The organism is Streptomyces sp. S063 (genome assembly GCF_002832675.1).
In the GTDB taxonomy this organism is placed as follows: Bacteria; Actinomycetota; Actinomycetes; order Streptomycetales; family Streptomycetaceae; genus Streptomyces; species Streptomyces sindenensis.
In genome coordinates, this window is the sequence record NZ_CP021707.1 from 7047333 (window position 1) to 7062922 (window position 15590).

Annotated in this window: 13 protein-coding genes and 3 pseudogenes; 10 read left to right on the forward strand and 6 right to left on the reverse strand. The window is 71.8% G+C overall.

Going from position 1 to position 15590, the window contains the following annotated elements; genetic code table 11:
* Window positions 1-36: 36 nt before the first annotated feature.
* From CCZ36_RS31995 to CCZ36_RS32005, 3 genes and pseudogenes are all read left to right on the forward strand, one after another.
* Window positions 37-399: a hypothetical protein gene (locus CCZ36_RS31995; RefSeq protein WP_128819141.1), complete on the forward strand. Its 363-nt coding sequence runs from the start codon at window positions 37-39 to the stop codon at window positions 397-399.
* A pseudogene (locus tag CCZ36_RS32000) lies at window positions 396-1900 on the forward strand (sodium/solute symporter). Before CCZ36_RS31995 ends, CCZ36_RS32000 begins: the two are co-directional and overlap by 4 nt.
* Entirely contained in the window at window positions 1897-3087 is a 1191-nt protein-coding gene (locus tag CCZ36_RS32005) for a sensor histidine kinase (protein WP_069736321.1), read from the forward strand. Before CCZ36_RS32000 ends, CCZ36_RS32005 begins: the two are co-directional and overlap by 4 nt.
* 9 nt (window positions 3088-3096) lie before the next feature.
* On the opposite strand, the gene CCZ36_RS32010 is transcribed toward CCZ36_RS32005, so the two are convergent.
* A complete protein-coding gene (locus CCZ36_RS32010; protein ID WP_069736322.1) occupies window positions 3097-3615 on the reverse strand; it encodes a hypothetical protein in 519 nt (172 codons plus the stop codon).
* Between the two features lie 112 nt (window positions 3616-3727).
* On the opposite strand from CCZ36_RS32010, the gene CCZ36_RS32015 reads away from it, so the two are divergent.
* Window positions 3728-3925, forward strand: a complete 198-nt coding sequence (locus CCZ36_RS32015; RefSeq protein ID WP_128819142.1) for a zf-HC2 domain-containing protein — start codon at window positions 3728-3730, stop codon at window positions 3923-3925.
* On the opposite strand, the gene CCZ36_RS32020 is transcribed toward CCZ36_RS32015, so the two are convergent.
* Complete coding sequence (locus CCZ36_RS32020; protein ID WP_128819143.1) at window positions 3859-4431, reverse strand: sigma-70 family RNA polymerase sigma factor; 573 nt, start codon at window positions 4429-4431, stop codon at window positions 3859-3861. The genes CCZ36_RS32015 and CCZ36_RS32020 overlap by 67 nt on opposite strands.
* 267 nt (window positions 4432-4698) lie before the next feature.
* Here CCZ36_RS32020 and CCZ36_RS32025 point away from each other — a divergent pair, with 267 nt between their 5' ends.
* Window positions 4699-5907: a CapA family protein gene (locus tag CCZ36_RS32025; RefSeq protein ID WP_069736325.1), complete on the forward strand. Its 1209-nt coding sequence runs from the start codon at window positions 4699-4701 to the stop codon at window positions 5905-5907.
* Between the two features lie 27 nt (window positions 5908-5934).
* Here CCZ36_RS32025 and CCZ36_RS32030 read toward each other — a convergent pair whose 3' ends face one another.
* Window positions 5935-6396 (reverse strand): universal stress protein, encoded by a 462-nt coding sequence (locus CCZ36_RS32030; RefSeq protein WP_128819144.1) that lies wholly within the window; start codon window positions 6394-6396, stop codon window positions 5935-5937.
* A 162-nt stretch (window positions 6397-6558) separates the two neighbouring features.
* Here CCZ36_RS32030 and CCZ36_RS32035 point away from each other — a divergent pair, with 162 nt between their 5' ends.
* The gene (locus tag CCZ36_RS32035; protein ID WP_128819145.1) at window positions 6559-7401 is read left to right on the forward strand and encodes a polysaccharide deacetylase family protein; all 843 of its coding nucleotides are present in this window, start codon (window positions 6559-6561) and stop codon (window positions 7399-7401) included.
* Between the two features lie 68 nt (window positions 7402-7469).
* Here CCZ36_RS32035 and CCZ36_RS32040 read toward each other — a convergent pair whose 3' ends face one another.
* Window positions 7470-8132, reverse strand: a complete 663-nt coding sequence (locus tag CCZ36_RS32040; protein WP_006129168.1) for a class F sortase — start codon at window positions 8130-8132, stop codon at window positions 7470-7472.
* 336 nt (window positions 8133-8468) lie between these two features.
* Between CCZ36_RS32040 and CCZ36_RS32045 the strand changes: the two genes are divergently transcribed.
* Window positions 8469-8951: a hypothetical protein gene (locus CCZ36_RS32045; protein WP_069736327.1), complete on the forward strand. Its 483-nt coding sequence runs from the start codon at window positions 8469-8471 to the stop codon at window positions 8949-8951.
* 91 nt (window positions 8952-9042) lie between these two features.
* Here the strand turns inward: CCZ36_RS32045 and CCZ36_RS32050 are convergent.
* A pseudogene (locus CCZ36_RS32050) lies at window positions 9043-9611 on the reverse strand (hypothetical protein).
* 185 nt (window positions 9612-9796) lie between these two features.
* Window positions 9797-10563 (reverse strand): annotated as a pseudogene (locus CCZ36_RS32055) (bestrophin-like domain).
* Window positions 10564-11367: 804 nt separating this feature from the next.
* Here CCZ36_RS32055 and CCZ36_RS32060 point away from each other — a divergent pair.
* The 3 genes from CCZ36_RS32060 (at window position 11368) to CCZ36_RS32070 (ending at window position 15578) form a co-directional block, all read left to right on the forward strand.
* Entirely contained in the window at window positions 11368-12333 is a 966-nt protein-coding gene (locus tag CCZ36_RS32060; protein WP_128819146.1) for an SCO0930 family lipoprotein, read from the forward strand.
* A gap of 255 nt (window positions 12334-12588) precedes the next feature.
* Window positions 12589-13407: an SAM-dependent methyltransferase gene (locus CCZ36_RS32065; protein ID WP_079149493.1), complete on the forward strand. Its 819-nt coding sequence runs from the start codon at window positions 12589-12591 to the stop codon at window positions 13405-13407.
* Window positions 13404-15578, forward strand: coding sequence for a putative bifunctional diguanylate cyclase/phosphodiesterase (locus CCZ36_RS32070; protein ID WP_069736332.1), 2175 nt, complete (start codon window positions 13404-13406; stop codon window positions 15576-15578). The genes CCZ36_RS32065 and CCZ36_RS32070 overlap by 4 nt, the downstream gene beginning before the upstream one ends.
* The last annotated feature ends 12 nt before the right edge of the window (window positions 15579-15590 follow it).

The window sequence follows — 15590 nt, forward strand, 5'->3', positions numbered from 1 at the left end:
CCCAGCACCACCCCGCGACGCCTAGACTCCGAGCCCATGTCCGCAGAGCCAACCCCCCGGCGCGAAGTGGTCACGGGCGAGCCGCGGCGGGTGCGCCCGCTGCCCCGCTACCGCACCCAGTCGGAGATCGACGAGCAGACCGCCCTCGGCGGCGCCTACGTACGCTCGCTGATGCGCGGCCAGCTCCGCGCCGGACTCACCGTCTTCGGCGTCCTCGCTCTCGTCGCGGGCACCCTGCCGCTCCTGTTCGAGGCGCTGAACAGCTCCGCCCTCGTCTGGGTGGTCCTCGGCTTCGCCACCTACCCGCCGCTCACCCTGGCCGCCTGGTGGTACGTCCGCCGGGCCGAGCGCAACGAACGCGACTTCGCCCGGCTGGTGGAGGGCCGCCCCGCCCCGTGAGCGCCCCCGACCACATGGCGTCCTGGGTGGCGGTCGCCCTCGTCGTCCTCGCCACCGTCCTCGTCGGCGGCTTCGGCCTGCGCATCTCCCGTACGACCTCCGACTTCTACGTCGCCTCCCGCACCGTGCGGCCCCGCCTCAACGCCGCCGCGATCAGCGGCGAGTACCTCTCGGCCGCCTCCTTCCTCGGCGTCGCCGGACTCGTCCTCGTCCACGGCCCCGACATGCTCTGGTACCCGGTCGGCTACACCGCCGGATACCTGGTGCTCCTGGTCTTCGTCGCCGCACCGCTGCGCCGCTCCGGGGCGTACACCCTGCCCGACTTCGCCGAGGGCCGGCTCGAATCACGGCAGGTCCGCCGACTGGTCAGCGCCCTGGTCGTCGGGGCGGGCTGGCTCTACCTCGTACCGCAGCTCCAGGGCGCCGGGCTGACGCTGAAGATCCTCACCGGTGCTCCGGGCTGGCTCGGTGATGTCCTCGTCGCCACCGTAGTGACCGCCGCCGTCGCCGCGGGTGGCATGCGCTCCATCACCTTCGTCCAGGTCTTCCAGTACTGGCTGAAGCTCACCGCCCTCCTCGTCCCCGCCCTCTTCCTGGTCCTCGCCTGGCAGGGCGACGGCCGCCCCCGGGTCAGCTTCGACGACCAGCTCGCCGTCTTCCGCGCCGACCACCCGCTGTACGCGACGTACGGGCTGATCGTGGCGACCTTCCTCGGCACCATGGGCCTGCCGCATGTCGTCGTCCGCTTCTACACCAGCCCCAACGGCCGCGACGCCCGCCGCACCACCGTCGCCGTCCTCGCCCTGGTCGGCCTCTTCTACCTGCTCCCGCCGATCTACGGGGCGCTCGGCCGCCTCTACACCCCCGAACTGCGGTACGGGGGCGACGCCGACGCCGCCGTCCTGCTGCTGCCCGCCCGGGTCATCGGCGGACTCGGCGGCGACTTCCTCGGGGCGCTGATCGCGGGCGGGGCGTTCGCCGCGTTCCTGTCCACCGCATCCGGGCTCACCATGGCCGTCGCCGGGGTCATCACCCAGGACGTCCTGCCCTCGCGCGGGGTACGCCACTTCCGGCTCGCCACCGTTCTCGCCATCGCCGTGCCGCTCGCCGGGTCCCTGCTGGTGAGTCGGGTGCCGGTGGCCGACGCGGTGGGTATGGCCTTCGCCGTCTCCGCCTCCTCCTTCTGCCCGCTGCTCGTCCTCGGCATCTGGTGGCGGCGGCTCACCCCGCCCGGGGCCGTCGCGGGGCTCCTGCTCGGCGGCGGGTCCGCGCTCCTCGCCGTGGCCATCACCGTCAGCGGGGCCGTACGCCCGCCGGGCTGGCCGCACGCCCTGCTCGCCTGGCCCGCCGTCTGGTCCGTCCCCGTCGGCTTCCTCGCGATGATCCTCGTCTCGCTGGCCACCCCGGGACGCATCCCCCGGGCACCAATGCCGCCATGACCCGCTTCCACCTCCCCGAGGCCCTCTCCTCCGCGCGGGCCGCCGTGGGGAGGGAGCGATGACCGGGGCCGCCGTCGCCGTGGTCGTCGTCCTCGCCGGGCTGCTGCTCGGCTCCGGCTATCTGCTGGGGCGCCGCACCGCCCGCCCGGTGCGCCCCAGCGACGTCGGTACGCCCGTCGAGCACGCCACCTTCGAGACCCTGCACACCGCGTCGCTGGCCGCCCCGCCACTGCGGGCCGGCCTCACCGAGGAGAGCGCCCGGCGGGCCGCCCGCAGGCTGCGCTCCCTCCTGGGCACCGACGCCCTCTGCCTCACCGACCGGGAGCGGGTGCTGGTCTGGGACGGGGCCGGGCACCACCACGGCAAGGACGTGATGGAGCACCTGAAGGAGCTGCTGGACAACGGCCGCGACACCGCGTTCGACAGCGGCTGCGGTGACCTCGACTGCCCGCTGCGCTGGGCCGTCGCGGTCCCCCTCACCGTCGAGAACCGAGTCCTGGGCGCGCTCGTCGCCTACGCCCCGCGCGAGTCGGCGGTGCTGGCCCGGGCGGCGGGGGAGGTGGCGCGCTGGGTCTGCGTCCAGCTGGAACTGGCCGAGCTGGACCGCTCGCGTACGCAGCTGATCGAAGCCGAGATCAAGGCGCTGCGGGCACAGATCTCCCCGCACTTCATCTTCAACTCGCTCGCCGCCATCGCCTCGTTCGTCCGGACCGACCCCGAGCAGGCCCGCGAACTGCTCCTGGAGTTCGCGGACTTCACCCGCTACTCGTTCCGCCGGCACGGTGAGTTCACCACCCTGGCGGACGAACTCCACTCCATCGACCAGTACTTGGCCCTCGTCCGCGCCCGCTTCGGCGAACGCCTCGCCGTGACCCTCCAGGTCGCCCCCGAGGTGCTGCCGGTCGCGCTGCCGTTCCTGTGTCTCCAGCCACTGGTGGAGAACGCCGTCAAGCACGGGCTCGAAGGGGCGGTCACCCGCAGCCGGATCACCATCAGCGCCCTGGACGCCGGCTCGGAGGCCGAGGTGGTCATCGAGGACGACGGGACGGGGATGGACCCCGAGCGGCTGCGGCAGATCCTGCGCGGCGAGGGCGGCGCCTCCACCGGCATCGGCCTGCTCAACGTCGACGAGCGGCTGCGCCAGGTCTACGGGGACGACTACGGGCTCGTCATCGAGACCGGGGTCGGGGCGGGCATGAAGATCACGCTGCGGCTGCCCAAGTACCGTGCGGGCGTACACGGTTCCTGACGAGGGCTGTCAGCACAGATGGACGGCCAGATGCCCCAGCGGCAGCCCCAGCTGCCAGGCGGGCGTCCAGACCCGGATCTCCTGGTCGCCGCCCGCCGCGTCCGGCGCGGTCTCCCAGGACGCGGGGCCGATCGCGTCCAGGTCCGCCGCGAGCAGCTCGGTCTCCTCCAGCCAGCGCCAGGCGGACCGGGCCAGCGCCAGGTCCGGGTCGCCGGGCTCGGCACACCGCTCCGACTGAGCCAGCCGCTCGCAGATCCAGCTGCGCCAGGTGCCCTCGTACGCCGTGAGCACGCGCAGTTCGTCGACCCGCGGCTCGGGCAGGGCCCGCGGGGCGGGGGCGTCGCGGGGGAACTCGCACAGGAACATCGTCAGCGCGAGAGCGTCACGCCCCGCCCGGAACTCCAGCGTCGTCGGCTCCATCAGATCGCCGGTCCGTAACAGTTCGTCGGCCAGATACTCGGTGGTCAGCCAGGTCATCGGCACCCGGAGCCCGTTCCCACCGGCCTCATCCGTATCCTCGGGACGCATCCCGTCTCGCCTCTTTCCTTGCTCGGTACCGGGCTTCACGCAGCATTGAACCGGGGGCGGGTGCCCCGCGTGGGCAGAAGGGGAGGATCGCCCAGGAGATGCGAGGCTGCGAATGAGTGCCGACCCCGGCGACGACCCGCATGTGCGCCTGCTGCTGGGTGCGTACGTCCTGGACGCCCTGGACGCCGAGGAGACCTGCCGGGTGGCCCGCCACCTCCAGGGCTGCGACGGCTGTGCCCAGGTCTATGTGGAGGTGGCCGAGGCCTCCGCCCTGCTGGCACTGCTCCGGTCAGAGGACCTGCGGGAGTAGCCGGGCAGTGTGCGGGAGAGGACCCGCAGGGCGTAGTACGAACGGGACTTGACGGTCCCCGCCGGAATCCCGAGCACCTCCGCCGTCTCGCCGACGCTGAGCCCGCGGAAGTAGATCTGCACCAGCACCGCGCGGTGCTCGGGGCTCAGCGTGCGCACCGCCTCCCGCACGTCCAGGGTGCGCACCGCGCGGTCCGCGGTGTCCAGGGCGTCCGGAGTGCTCTCCAGCACCGTGTCGCTGACCTCGACGGGGCGGGCCCGGCGGGAGCGGCGCGCGTCGATGGCGAGACGCCGGCCGACGGTGAACAGCCACGGCCGCATCGAGTCGTAGGGCGCGTCGAACGCCTCGGGGTGCTGCCAGGCACGTACGAGGGTCTCCTGCACCAGGTCCTCGGCCCGCTGCCGGTCCCCGAAGGTGAGACCGAGGAGGAAGTGGAACAGGGCGGGGCCGTGTTCCCGCTGCAACTCCGCCAGGGTCCGTTCGTCGGTCGTCGTGGTGGTCTTCATGAACGTCCTCTCCCGCCGAGGCCCCTGACGGCCGCGTTGCCGACTGGCGTATACGAACGCATTCGGCGGCGCGGGAACACCCGGTGCACCGAGGCGTGCGACGAGCGGTCGCTCAGTGCGGCGAATGGTGCGGTGAACGGTCGAGGGGCCGTCGGGGTCGGCCGGTACGACCAGTTCAGCTAGGTATGCGGCAATGCTCCTTGCTTATGCGATATGAAGATCGGTTTATTCGGATGGTCGTAATCATCCGAACGTGGAGTCGAGCAGATGACGCAGCGCATCCGACCGGGCGCCGTGGCCGCCCTCGCCCTCCTGCTCGCCGCGGCCACCGGCTGTGCCGGGCAGCAACCAGGGACCCCCGCGCCGAGCGGGAAGCCCTCGGCCGCCCGGGGTGCGGGCGGCCAGGACGCCGACGGGCCCCGCCCGTTCACGCTCCTCGCCGCCGGCGACGTGCTGCCGCACTCCTCCGTCATCGACCAGGCCGCCGCCGACGCGGGCGGCGCCGGGTACGACTTCGCCCCGATGCTGGCCGGTGTCGCCCCCGTCGTCTCCGGCGCGGACCTGGCCTTCTGTCATATGGAGACCGTGTACGGGAAGGAGGGCGGCCCCTACACCGGCTATCCGAACTTCAAGTCGCCCCCCGAGATCGCCACCGCCCTGCGCACCACCGGGTTCGACTCCTGCTCCACCGCCTCCAACCACACCCTCGACGACGGGGCCGAGGGGGTCCGGCGCACGCTCGACGCCCTGGACGGGGCGGGTGTCCGGCACGCCGGTTCCGCCCGGACCGCCGCCGAGGCCGCCCGCCCGACGATCCTCCCCGCCGGACCGGGGAAGGGCGCGGCCAAGGTGGCCCACCTCGCGTACACCTACGGCACCAACGACATCCCGCTCCCCGCCGACCGGCCCTGGACGGTGAACGTCACCGACGAGCGGAAGATCATCGAGGAGGCCAGGGCGGCCCGCCGGGCCGGCGCCGACGTCGTCGTCCTCTCCGCCCACTGGGGCACCGAATGGCAGGACGAGCCCGACGCGGGGCAACGGGACCTCGCCGAGCGGCTCACCGCCTCCACGGACCGGGGCCGCCCCGACATCGACCTGATCATCGGTACCCACGCCCATGTGCCGCAGGCGTACGAGAAGGTCAACGGCACCTGGGTCGTGTACGGCATGGGTGACCAGATCGCCGGAGCGATGATCAACTACGAGGGCGCGCAGGACCCGCGCGGCAACCAGAGCTCGATGGGCCGCTTCACCTTCGCGCCGCCCGCGAAACCCGGTGAGCGCTGGAAGGTGAAGAAGGCCGAGTTCGTACCCCAGTGGTACGACACCGCCACCGGACGCGCCATCAACCTCAACGCCGCCCTCGACTTCCCCGAGGGCGGGGCCGAGCACCTGCGCGAGGTCCGTGACCGGATCCGTACCGTCGTCCTCGGCCGGGGCGCGGACCGGGACGGGCTCCTCATGGGCAAGTAGCGGGAAGCGGCGGTCGGCGGCGGGGTCCTACGGCACCACGGTGACCGGCCAGCGCCCCGCCTTCACCAGGCGCACGGCCACCGAACCGATGAAGCGGTGCCCCGCCGACTCCGAGGCCCCGACCACCACCGCGTCCGCCTTCAGCTCGTCGGCCGCCGTCACCAGCCCGTTGTAGGGGTTGCCCCGGAAGGTGTGGAACTCCCAGCGGACGTCCCACGCGTCCCTGAAGCGCTCGGTCGCCTCCTGGATCTCGGCGACCAGGGAGTCCGCGACCTCACCCGTCGTGTCGCCCACCGGTACGCCCAGGGCGGCGCCCGCCGGCAGGATCGGCTGGACGTACACCAGGGCCAGCACGGCGTGCTGCCGACGGGCCAGTCCGGCGGCGTAGGCCGCCGCGCGCATCGACGAATCGGAGCCGTCGAGCCCCGCGACGATCACCTTGGGGCCGTCCGTACCGCGTTCGAACCGATGAGGCTGCTGCTCTGTCACGGCTCCGAGGCTATCGGCTCGCCCGGAGAGGGGCCGTCCCGGCCGTCATAGGCCTCGGTGAATATGGGCATACTGCGTCGATTGGGTATAAAACGGTCGGCTTCCGTGTCGGCCTCCGTGTCGACGGCCGGGGCGGACGTCCGGCCGTGCGAGCAGTTGGCCATGACACGTGATCACACCGGACCCGAGCGCCGCACCCTCCTGAGGGTCGCCCTCGGCCTCGGAGCCGCCGCCGCTGTGCACCTGGTCCTCGCCGACCCGGCGTCGACCCCCGGCCGTCCCGCCCGCACCCCGCCCGCCGCGGCCGCCGGACCCCCGGCGAACGTCCGCGGCCGGCCCTCCCCGTACCGCCTGGAGCCCATGACCGCGGGCACCCCGGCCCGGTTCAGACCGGCCAGGCCGCCCGTGCGCACCCGGCCCTTCGAGCACCTTCCCGACCTCGGGCACTCGATGGTCCTCAGCTTCGACGACGGCCCCGATCCGCGGTACACCCCGGACATCCTCGCCACCCTGCGCGCCCACCGGGTCCGCGCGATGTTCTTCGTCTGCGGCGAGATGGCCGAGGGCAACCCCGACCTGCTGCGCGAGATGGCCGACGACGGGCATGTGGTGGGCAACCACTCCTGGTCCCACCCGCTGATCCCGAGGCTCTCCCGCCCCGCGATCCGCGACGAGCTGGGGCGTACCAGCGACGTGGTGGAGCGGGCGCTCGGCGCCCCGCCGCTGTGGTACCGCGCCCCTTACGGCGCGTGGAACCGCAACTCCTTCGAGATCGGGGCCGAGTTGGGCATGGAGCCGATGGCCTGGACCGTGGACACGCTCGACTGGAAGGAGCCCGGGACCGGCACGATCGTCCGCCGGGTGCTGAACGGGGCGGCGCCCGGTGTCGTCGTCCTCTCGCACGACGCGGGAGGCGACCGCTCGCAGAGCGTCGCCGCCCTGCGCCGCTACCTTCCCCGGCTGCTGGAGGAGGGCTACCGCATCACGGTGCCGTACCGCGTCTGAGCGGGCGTGCGCGTGGTGGTGTCCCAGCGATCCGCCGGGGACACCACCACGGGAGGGAACGCGTCGCGTCAGCGGGTGTCGACGAGCCGGGCGAAGACCACGACGTTGCCGTCGTAGCCGCCCGCCTTGGAGTAGCCGCCGCCGCAGGTGATCACGCGCAGCTCCGCGTGGCCGGTGTCGCCGTAGACCCGGGGGCCGGGGAAGTCGTTCTTGGCGAAGACCTCCACCCCGTACACCTCGAAGATCCCGACCCGGCCGTCGTAGCGGGAGACCTCGACGCGGTGCCCCTTCTGGAGCGAGCCGAGGCCGTAGAAGACCGCGGGGCCGGACATGTTGTCGACATGGCCGACGACCACGGCGGTGCCCCGCTGGCCCGGGGCGATGCCGTTCTGGTACCAGCCGGCGAGGTTGGGGTCCTCGGCGGGCGGGGCGTCGATCCACCCGTTGGCGTCCAGGTTGACGTCGATGATCGGCGCGTCCACGTCGATGGAGCCGATCTTCACCCGGGAGGCCGGGGCGTACGGCAGCGGCTGTACCGGCTCGCCCTCCACCGGCGGTCCCGGCGCGTCCTTGCTCAGATCCAGCGAGGCGGCGGCCGCGGGCTGCGGCGGGCCCGCCTCCGAGAACTCCGTGCCGTTGCGCATGAGAGCGAGGCCGCTGAGCATCACCAGAGCGATCGCACCCCATGGCACCCGTCTGGTCCGCTCGCCCCCGGTGTAGTCCCGGCCCATGGTTCTCCCTTCGTCGCGACGCTGTGAACGTTAAGGGCGTCGTGTCCGGCCGGCGATCAGGGTGAGGCGAACGGGTGGCGGCCGGGCCGGTCCCCGGCGGGTGCCCCTGATGGCTGACTGCCCATCGGAGTAATGAGCGGATAAAAGTTCTGATGGCCCGTGACCTGCGGATCCGTCAGATTCGGCGGCCTCCGTACGGCGTGTCGCATCACCGGGGTGGAGCAGTGCCGAAGTGCGAGCCATCGGTCGACTGGTGAGTGTTCGTCATGGGAGACGTTCTCGTCGATCCACCGGGGGACCAGCCCCCGGGGGCGTTTCCCGCTGGAGGTTCACACGATGCGTGCTTCACGCGCTCTCGCGGTCACCGCGACCGCTTTCGCGGCCGTCGGGCTCGCGGCCCCCATGGCCGCCGCCACCAACGGCCCGGTCAACGTCGCCGTCAATCCTCAGTCCGTCCACCAGGGTGGCACGCTGAAGATCACCGCGCAGGGCTGCGGCCACGGCGGCAAGGTCTGGTCGAACGCGTTCCCGACGACCACCCTCTCCGCGGGTGACGGCACCAACTACGCCCACGCCCGGGTCCGGGACAACACCACCCCGGGGCAGTACCACCTGTCCGTGAAGTGCAGCGACAACAACCGGATCGCGACGCACAAGTTCACCGTGCTCGCCGGTAACGGCGCGCAGGGCGGGCTCGGCGGTTCGATGGGCCCGAGCTCCGTCGAGATGCAGGTCGGCGGCGGTCTGGTGGCGGCCGCGGCCGTCGGCGGCGCGGTCTTCCTCGTCCGGCGCCGGCGGACCGGCCATGCGGCGTTCTAAGGCGTCGAACCTCCCGCCCGGCCCGATACGCCCGTCGCCCCGAGTCCTGGATCAGGACCCGGGGCGACTGCCGTGCGCCGCATGCTCGCGGTCAGTGGCGGCGGTCGGCGTTACGGCGACGCGCGAAGTAGAGGGCGCCCGAGGCCGCCGCGACCACCAGGGCCCGCCGGCGGCGACCTCCACCGTGTCGGTGGCGCCGGTGCTGCCGCCGAGGCCGCCGCGTACCCCGCCCGGTACGAGCGCCGTCGAGCTGGCTGTCGGGACCGTGGTGGGCGTCGGGGCGGGGTGGGCGTGGGGCTGGTCGTCGCGCCGCCGGTGATCGTCAGGTTGACGGTTCCGGGAGGTGCCGGTGGAGCCGCACGTGAACGTCACCGCGTAGACGGCGCCCCGCCGTGCGTCGGAGTCGACGGTGGCGGTGGCCGTCGTGCTGCCGCTCGGGATGGTGGTGGTGTCGAAGATGCCGGAGCTGACGGTCGTCTCGCCCGTGCAGCCACCGGCGCCGAGGGTGACCCGGCCGCCCGGTGCGATCACCGAGGGGGTGATCGTCGGATTGAACGTGCTGGAGGCCCCGTCCGGCGCGGCGAAGGCGGCGGACGGGGCGATGAGCGTCAGGGCACCGGCGCCGAGCAGGGCGAGCGGTGCGACACGTATCGCGCGCATGGTGGATCCTCCGGGTTACCCGAGGGGCAGCTGCGGAACCAATTTCCACATAGCAGGAAAAATGCACCTCGATGCCCGACACGCCTAGGAGGGGTCGTCCCCACCCGCGATCGGGGTCCGGCGAATGGGTCACGCTGTCCCCCGACCGGCGCACGGGCCTGCTCGCCGGCCGTGGGAAGCGGCGGTCAGCCGGTGATGCCCGGGAACGTGTCGAGGAACGGTTCGGCGGTGGCCGACATGCCCCGGCCGAAGGGTGGTGCGTCGAAGTCCCAGATCAGGAAGAGCAGAAAGGCGATCAACGCGCTGAACAGGCCTGCCAGGAGCAGTTCGCGGAACGTTCTGCGGATCTGGAGCGTGAAGATCAGCCCCACGGTCACCAGCGCCCCGATGATCAGTCCGAACCAGACCACCCCGGCATCGTCGCCTCGGCGTTCTGCCCCCGTGCGCTGCGGCGTCGTCCCGCCGCCGCCACCTGGTCGACGAGCGGCTGGTAGGCCTGCCCCTCGTGATCGGTCTTCGGCTCGTAATCAGTGACGTCCGCCCGCACCTTGTCCAGCAGTTCGGTGCCGCGCTCGGTGAGCGTGTTCCGCTCCGACATCACCTTCCACTCGTCGTCGACGACATGGCGGACATAGGCGTCGACGTCCGCCCGGATGCGGTCGCGGACCTCCGCCGGATAGACGGACGCCCGTGCCTGCACCTCGTGCAGCGCCTGAGCCTCGATGCGTACGGACTCCTGGGCGGCGCTGCGCCCCTCCCAGACCCCGGCGATGGCGAGCCCCAGGACGATCGCGTAGACCACCCCGATCATCATCGTCATGTACTCGATGACGTCGGGGGTCTCGGACGGATCGTCGTCGTCCGCGACCCGCCGGTTGTTCAGCACGACGATGATCAGGACGACCGCGCAGGCGGACGCCATGGCAATGCTCAGTACGAGCCATTCGGACATGTATTTCTCCTGGTCAGCGGTGTGACCGAGGCCGCAGCACGGCGACGGCGAACACCGCCGGGGCGGTGATGAGCAGCGTCAGCGACACCAGTGACGGCCCGCTCCGCGGCTCTTTACGGGTCGGTTTGCGGTACGTCGGCAGCGCGACGGGCCGGGGGTCCGGCGGCTCGGTCCGCACCGGGGGCTTCGGCGCGGGCTTCGGTGGCGGTGGTGGTGGAGTCGGTGGCGGTGGCGGTGGCGGTGGCGGAGGTGGCGGGGTGCAGGAAGCGGGGGTGGCGGAGGTGGCGGTTCCGCGACCACGGGAGGAGGCGGCGGCGGAGGTGGCGGAGGTGGCGGTGGCGGTGGCGAGGGGGCCGGCTTCGGCGGGGGCGGGGGCGGGGGCGGGGGGGGCGGAGGCGGCTCCGGCTCGGAGACCGCGACGCAGTCCCCGTCGCCTGCCACGGCGACCGAGGAACCGCTCCCGTCATCCCCGATCGAGGCCACCGCGCAGCTGTCGGCGGTCGCGGGCAGCGGTACGGCTGTCAGCCAGAGAAGTGCGGCGGCTGCCGTGAGCCGCGCGATGCGTGATCCGTGCACGACGGGAAGCATGATTCACACCGCCGGGAAACACGCGGTCGGCGCAGTCGATTCGCCTGATCGGGCGGTTGAGGGGCCATTCGTGTTTGCCCGCTCGCCCCGACCCGCCGCATTCTTCTCGGACTCCCTTTGAACACGACCCCGTCCGTGTCCCGTACCTAGGGCCATGAACGGCGCGGTCCCGCGCCGGCATCACCAGCGTTACGACGAAGCACCACGGGAGTCGACATGAACACCTGGCGCAACGCCTCGCTCGCGGTCACCGCCGCGGCTCTGTTGACGCTCACGACGGCGTGCGGTCAGGAGCAGGGCGGCACATCGCCGAACGGCCAGGCGGTGGGCAACGCCGCCCCGGCCCAGCAGCCCGCCGAGAGCGGGTACGGATCGGCCGGCGGGGGATACGGATCCGGGGCGGAGAAGGAAGCGGCGGAACCGAAGGAGGCCGGTCAACTCGCCGTCCAGGAAACCAAGAAGCTCGGGAAAGTACTCACCGACAGCGAGGGGTTCACGCTCTACCGGTTCGACAAGGACACCGCGAACCCGCCGAAGTCGAACTGCGAGGGCGAGTGCGCCGCGATCTGGCCGGTGGTGGCCTCGGGCGGCACCACCGCCGCGGCCGGCACCGACGAGGAGCTGCTCGGCGAGGTCACCCGCCCCGACGGCACCAGCCAACTCACCGTCGACGGCTGGCCGATGTACCGGTATGCGAAGGACACCGCCCCCGGCCAGATCAACGGCCAGGGGGTCGGCGGCACCTGGTTCGCCGCGGCCCCGGACGGGAAGAAGGCGGCGAAGAACGCCGACAGCGAGGGGGTCGCCGAACCGGCCGATCCCGCGGGGCTCTCGGTCCGCAAGGACCCGGAACTCGGCGACATCGTGGTGGACGGCCGGGGCATGACGGTTTACCGCTTCACCAAGGACTCCGCCTGGCCGATGAAGACCGCCTGCACCGGCGAGTGCCTCAAGAAGTGGCCGGTAGTCGCCCCTATGGCCAAAAACGCGGTGGACGGTGTCACGACGAAGGGATTCGTCACCTTCGACCGCCCCGACGGCATCAAGCAGCAGACCATCGACTGCTGGCCGATCTACACCTTCGCGGGCGACAAGAAGCCCGGAGACACCAACGGGCAGGGTGTCGGCGGAACCTGGTACGCCGTTTCCCCGGATTCCAAACTCGTCGGCGCGGCCAAGTAATCACGGACGCGGAGAACAATCGCCCAGGAGCCCCAAGTGGCCCCGAACCACCGGGAAACGGCACCCGGAGTGCCGGTCCGTCGCTGTCCGCATACGCGCAGCGACGGACCGGCCGGGTATGCCACCTGAGTGTGACCAATAACGGATCGCTAATTTCCGTTTCCACTCGCTCTCCTGGCGGCCGATCAGTAGCCTCTGGTCAACACTGACCATGAACATGGCCGGATCGCCGTGGCGAACTTGTTGGAGACATCGATGGAGCGTCCCGCCTGGGCACCGCAGGGCATAGATATTTCGGTGCCGAGCGTGTCCCGCATGTACGACTTCTATCTGGGCGGATCGCACAATTTCGAGGTGGACCGGGAAGCCGCGCGCAAGGCCATGGAGTTCCTCCCGGGCCTTCCCAAGATCATGCAGGCCAATCGCGCCTTTATGCGCCGGGCCGTCCGCCACGCCGTCGGCTCGGGCATCGACCAGTTCCTGGACATCGGATCCGGCATCCCGACGTTCGGCAACGTCCACGAGGTCGCGCAGGCCGCCGACCCCGGCGCCAAGGTGGCCTACGTCGACCACGACCCGGTCGCCGTCGCCCACAGCCAGGCCGTGCTGGAGGGCAACGACCGCGCGGTCATCGCCGCCGCCGACCTGCGCCGCCCCAAGGAGATCCTGGCGAACCCGGAGATCACCGGACTGCTCGACCTGAACCGGCCGGTGGCCCTGCTGCTCGTCGCGGTACTCCATTTCATCGAGGACGCCGACGAGCCGTACGCCGCGGTCGCCGAACTGCGCGAGGCGCTGGCCCCCGGCAGCCTCATCGTCCTGACCCACGCCTCGTACGAGGGCATCCCGCTGCCCGAGGAGGAGGCGGCCGGCACGGTCGGTGTCTACAGGAACATCCGCAACCCGCTGATCATGCGCTCGCGCGAGGAGATCGGCCGGTTCTTCGAGGGCTACGAGCTGGTCGAACCGGGACTCGTCTCGATGCCCGAATGGCGGCCCGAGACCCCGCAGTCGCCGGAGCAGGAAGACCCGTACGCCTTCTCGGGCTTCGGCGGGGTCGGGCGCAAGGCGTGAGCATTCCCGCCCAGGCGTCCGGAGAGCCGGACGCGGAACCCGACGGCCCCGAGGGCCGGCTCCGGAGATTCGCCAGAATCTGGAGCCGGGCCATCTTCCCCCTGACGGCCACCTCCCTGACCCGGCCGGAGTTCGAACAGCATCTGCTGCCCCTGGCACGCGAGCTGAACGGCATCCTGCACGCCCACCCCTTCGACGCCTCGCCCGCCCAGCGGATCGGCGCGGCCCTGATCGACGCGCACTGCACCGATCCGGACGCCCTCAGCTCCACGCTCGGCGTCGTCGACTCCTACCTCGTCCTCTACTGCGGCGGCAACGGGCCCGGCGCGCTGTCCACGGAGGACGGCCGGGCCCGCTGCGCCCGGATCCAGCACACGCTGGCCGCCGGGTTCACCGGGGCCCTGCGCGAGCGCACGCTCGCCGAGCAGGAGGCCATCGCCCGCTCGGCGCTGACGGCCCGTTCGCACGCCGAAGAGGCCCTGCACGCCACCGAGGCCCGGTTCCGCGCGGTCTTCAAGGACGCCGCCATCGGCATCGGCATCGCCGACCTGGACGGCAACATCCTGGAGATCAACGACACGCTGACCAGGATGTTCGGCGGTCTCGAACACCACGTCCGCAGCCACAAGGTGAACGAGTGGGTCCACCCCGAGGACTCGCCCCAGGTGTGGAAGTACTACGACGAGCTGGTACGCGGCGAGCGCGAGCACTACCGGGTCGAGAAGGCGTACTACCGCAACGACGGCACCGTCCTGTGGACCAACCTCACCGTCTCGCTGCTGCGCGACTCCGAGGGCCGCCCCGAATACCAGCTCGCGCTGATGGAGGACACCACCGAACGCAGGCTGCTCAACCTGCGGCTGCGGTACGAGGCGACCCACGACGCGCTCACCGGACTACCCAACCGGACTCTGTTCTTCGAGCGCCTGGAGAAGGCCCTCACCGCCAAGGAAGGCGGCCGCTTCGGCCTCTGCTACCTGGACCTCGACGGCTTCAAGGCCATCAACGACAGCCTCGGCCACGCCGCCGGCGACCGCCTCCTGGTCGAGGTCGCCGACCGGCTCCAGAGCTGCGCCACCGCGCCCGGCGAGATGGTCGCCCGGCTCGGCGGCGACGAGTTCGTGGCGCTGACCACCGGACCGGACACGGCCGAAGAGGTCCACGAACTGGCCGGCCGCATCCTGAACGCGCTCGCCACCCCGATCCGCCTCGACGGCCGTGAACTCTCCGTCCGGGGCTCGATCGGCATCGTCGAGGGGCCTGCCGGGGAGCGCAGCGCCGCCGAGGTGCTGCGCAGCGCCGACATCACGATGTACCGGGCCAAGGCGGCGGGCGGCAACCGCTTCCAGCTCGCCGACGCGGAGGCCGACGAGCGCGCCATCACCCGGCACGGGCTGACCACCGCGCTCCCGGCCGCCCTGGACCGGGGCGAGTTCTTCATCGAGTACCAGCCGCTCGTGCACCTGGGCGACGGCACGGTGCACGGCGCGGAGGCGCTCGTACGGTGGTGCCATCCGCAGCACGGCGTGCTCGGCCCCGACCGGTTCATCCCGCTCGCCGAGCACACCGGGCTCATCGTGCCACTCGGCCGCTGGGTGCTGGAGGAGTCCGTACGGCAGGCCAACTTCTGGCAGGAACGGCACAGCGACGGCGGCCCGCTGCGGATCAACGTCAACCTCTCGCCGACCCAGCTGCACCACCCCCGGCTGGTGGCGGAGACGGTCGACGTGCTGGAACGTTCCGGGCTGGAGCCGGGAGCGCTCTGCCTGGAGGTGACCGAGTCCGCCCTGATCGGCGCCGACGACGATCTCCTCAAGCCGCTGCGGCAGCTCGCGGAGATGGGCGTCGACATCGCGCTCGACGACTTCGGCACGGGTTACTCGAACCTGGCGAACCTGCGCCGGCTCCCGGTGAGCGTGCTCAAGCTGGACCGTTCCTTCACCCGGGGCATGCAGCAGCACCCGGCGGACCCGGTCGACCTGAAGATCGTCGAGGGCATCGTGTCGCTGGCCCACAGCCTGGAGCTGGCCGTCACGGTGGAGGGCGTGGAGACCGGCGCGCAGGCCGAACAGCTGCGCCGGATCGGCTGCGACACCGCCCAGGGCTGGTACTACGCCCGCCCCGGAGCCCCGGACCGCATCCACTCCCTGCTGCTGGCGGACGCGGTCTGAGCCGTGGCCGGG

Bases quoted from the DNA above. Each gene is read 5' to 3' on its own strand.
- CCZ36_RS32010 (WP_069736322.1), bottom strand. From the start codon at position 3,615: ATGCGTCCCGAGGATACGGATGAGGCCGGTGGGAACGGGCTCCGGGTG.
- CCZ36_RS32020 (WP_128819143.1), bottom strand. From the start codon at position 4,431: ATGAAGACCACCACGACGACCGACGAACGGACCCTGGCGGAGTTGCAG.
- CCZ36_RS32040 (WP_006129168.1), bottom strand. From the start codon at position 8,132: ATGGGCCGGGACTACACCGGGGGCGAGCGGACCAGACGGGTGCCATGG.
- CCZ36_RS32065 (WP_079149493.1), top strand. From the start codon at position 12,589: ATGGAGCGTCCCGCCTGGGCACCGCAGGGCATAGATATTTCGGTGCCG.
- CCZ36_RS32025 (WP_069736325.1), top strand. From the start codon at position 4,699: ATGACGCAGCGCATCCGACCGGGCGCCGTGGCCGCCCTCGCCCTCCTG.
- CCZ36_RS31995 (WP_128819141.1), top strand. From the start codon at position 37: ATGTCCGCAGAGCCAACCCCCCGGCGCGAAGTGGTCACGGGCGAGCCG.
- CCZ36_RS32060 (WP_128819146.1), top strand. From the start codon at position 11,368: ATGAACACCTGGCGCAACGCCTCGCTCGCGGTCACCGCCGCGGCTCTG.
- CCZ36_RS32035 (WP_128819145.1), top strand. From the start codon at position 6,559: ATGACACGTGATCACACCGGACCCGAGCGCCGCACCCTCCTGAGGGTC.
- CCZ36_RS32015 (WP_128819142.1), top strand. From the start codon at position 3,728: ATGAGTGCCGACCCCGGCGACGACCCGCATGTGCGCCTGCTGCTGGGT.
- CCZ36_RS32045 (WP_069736327.1), top strand. From the start codon at position 8,469: ATGCGTGCTTCACGCGCTCTCGCGGTCACCGCGACCGCTTTCGCGGCC.
- CCZ36_RS32005 (WP_069736321.1), top strand. From the start codon at position 1,897: ATGACCGGGGCCGCCGTCGCCGTGGTCGTCGTCCTCGCCGGGCTGCTG.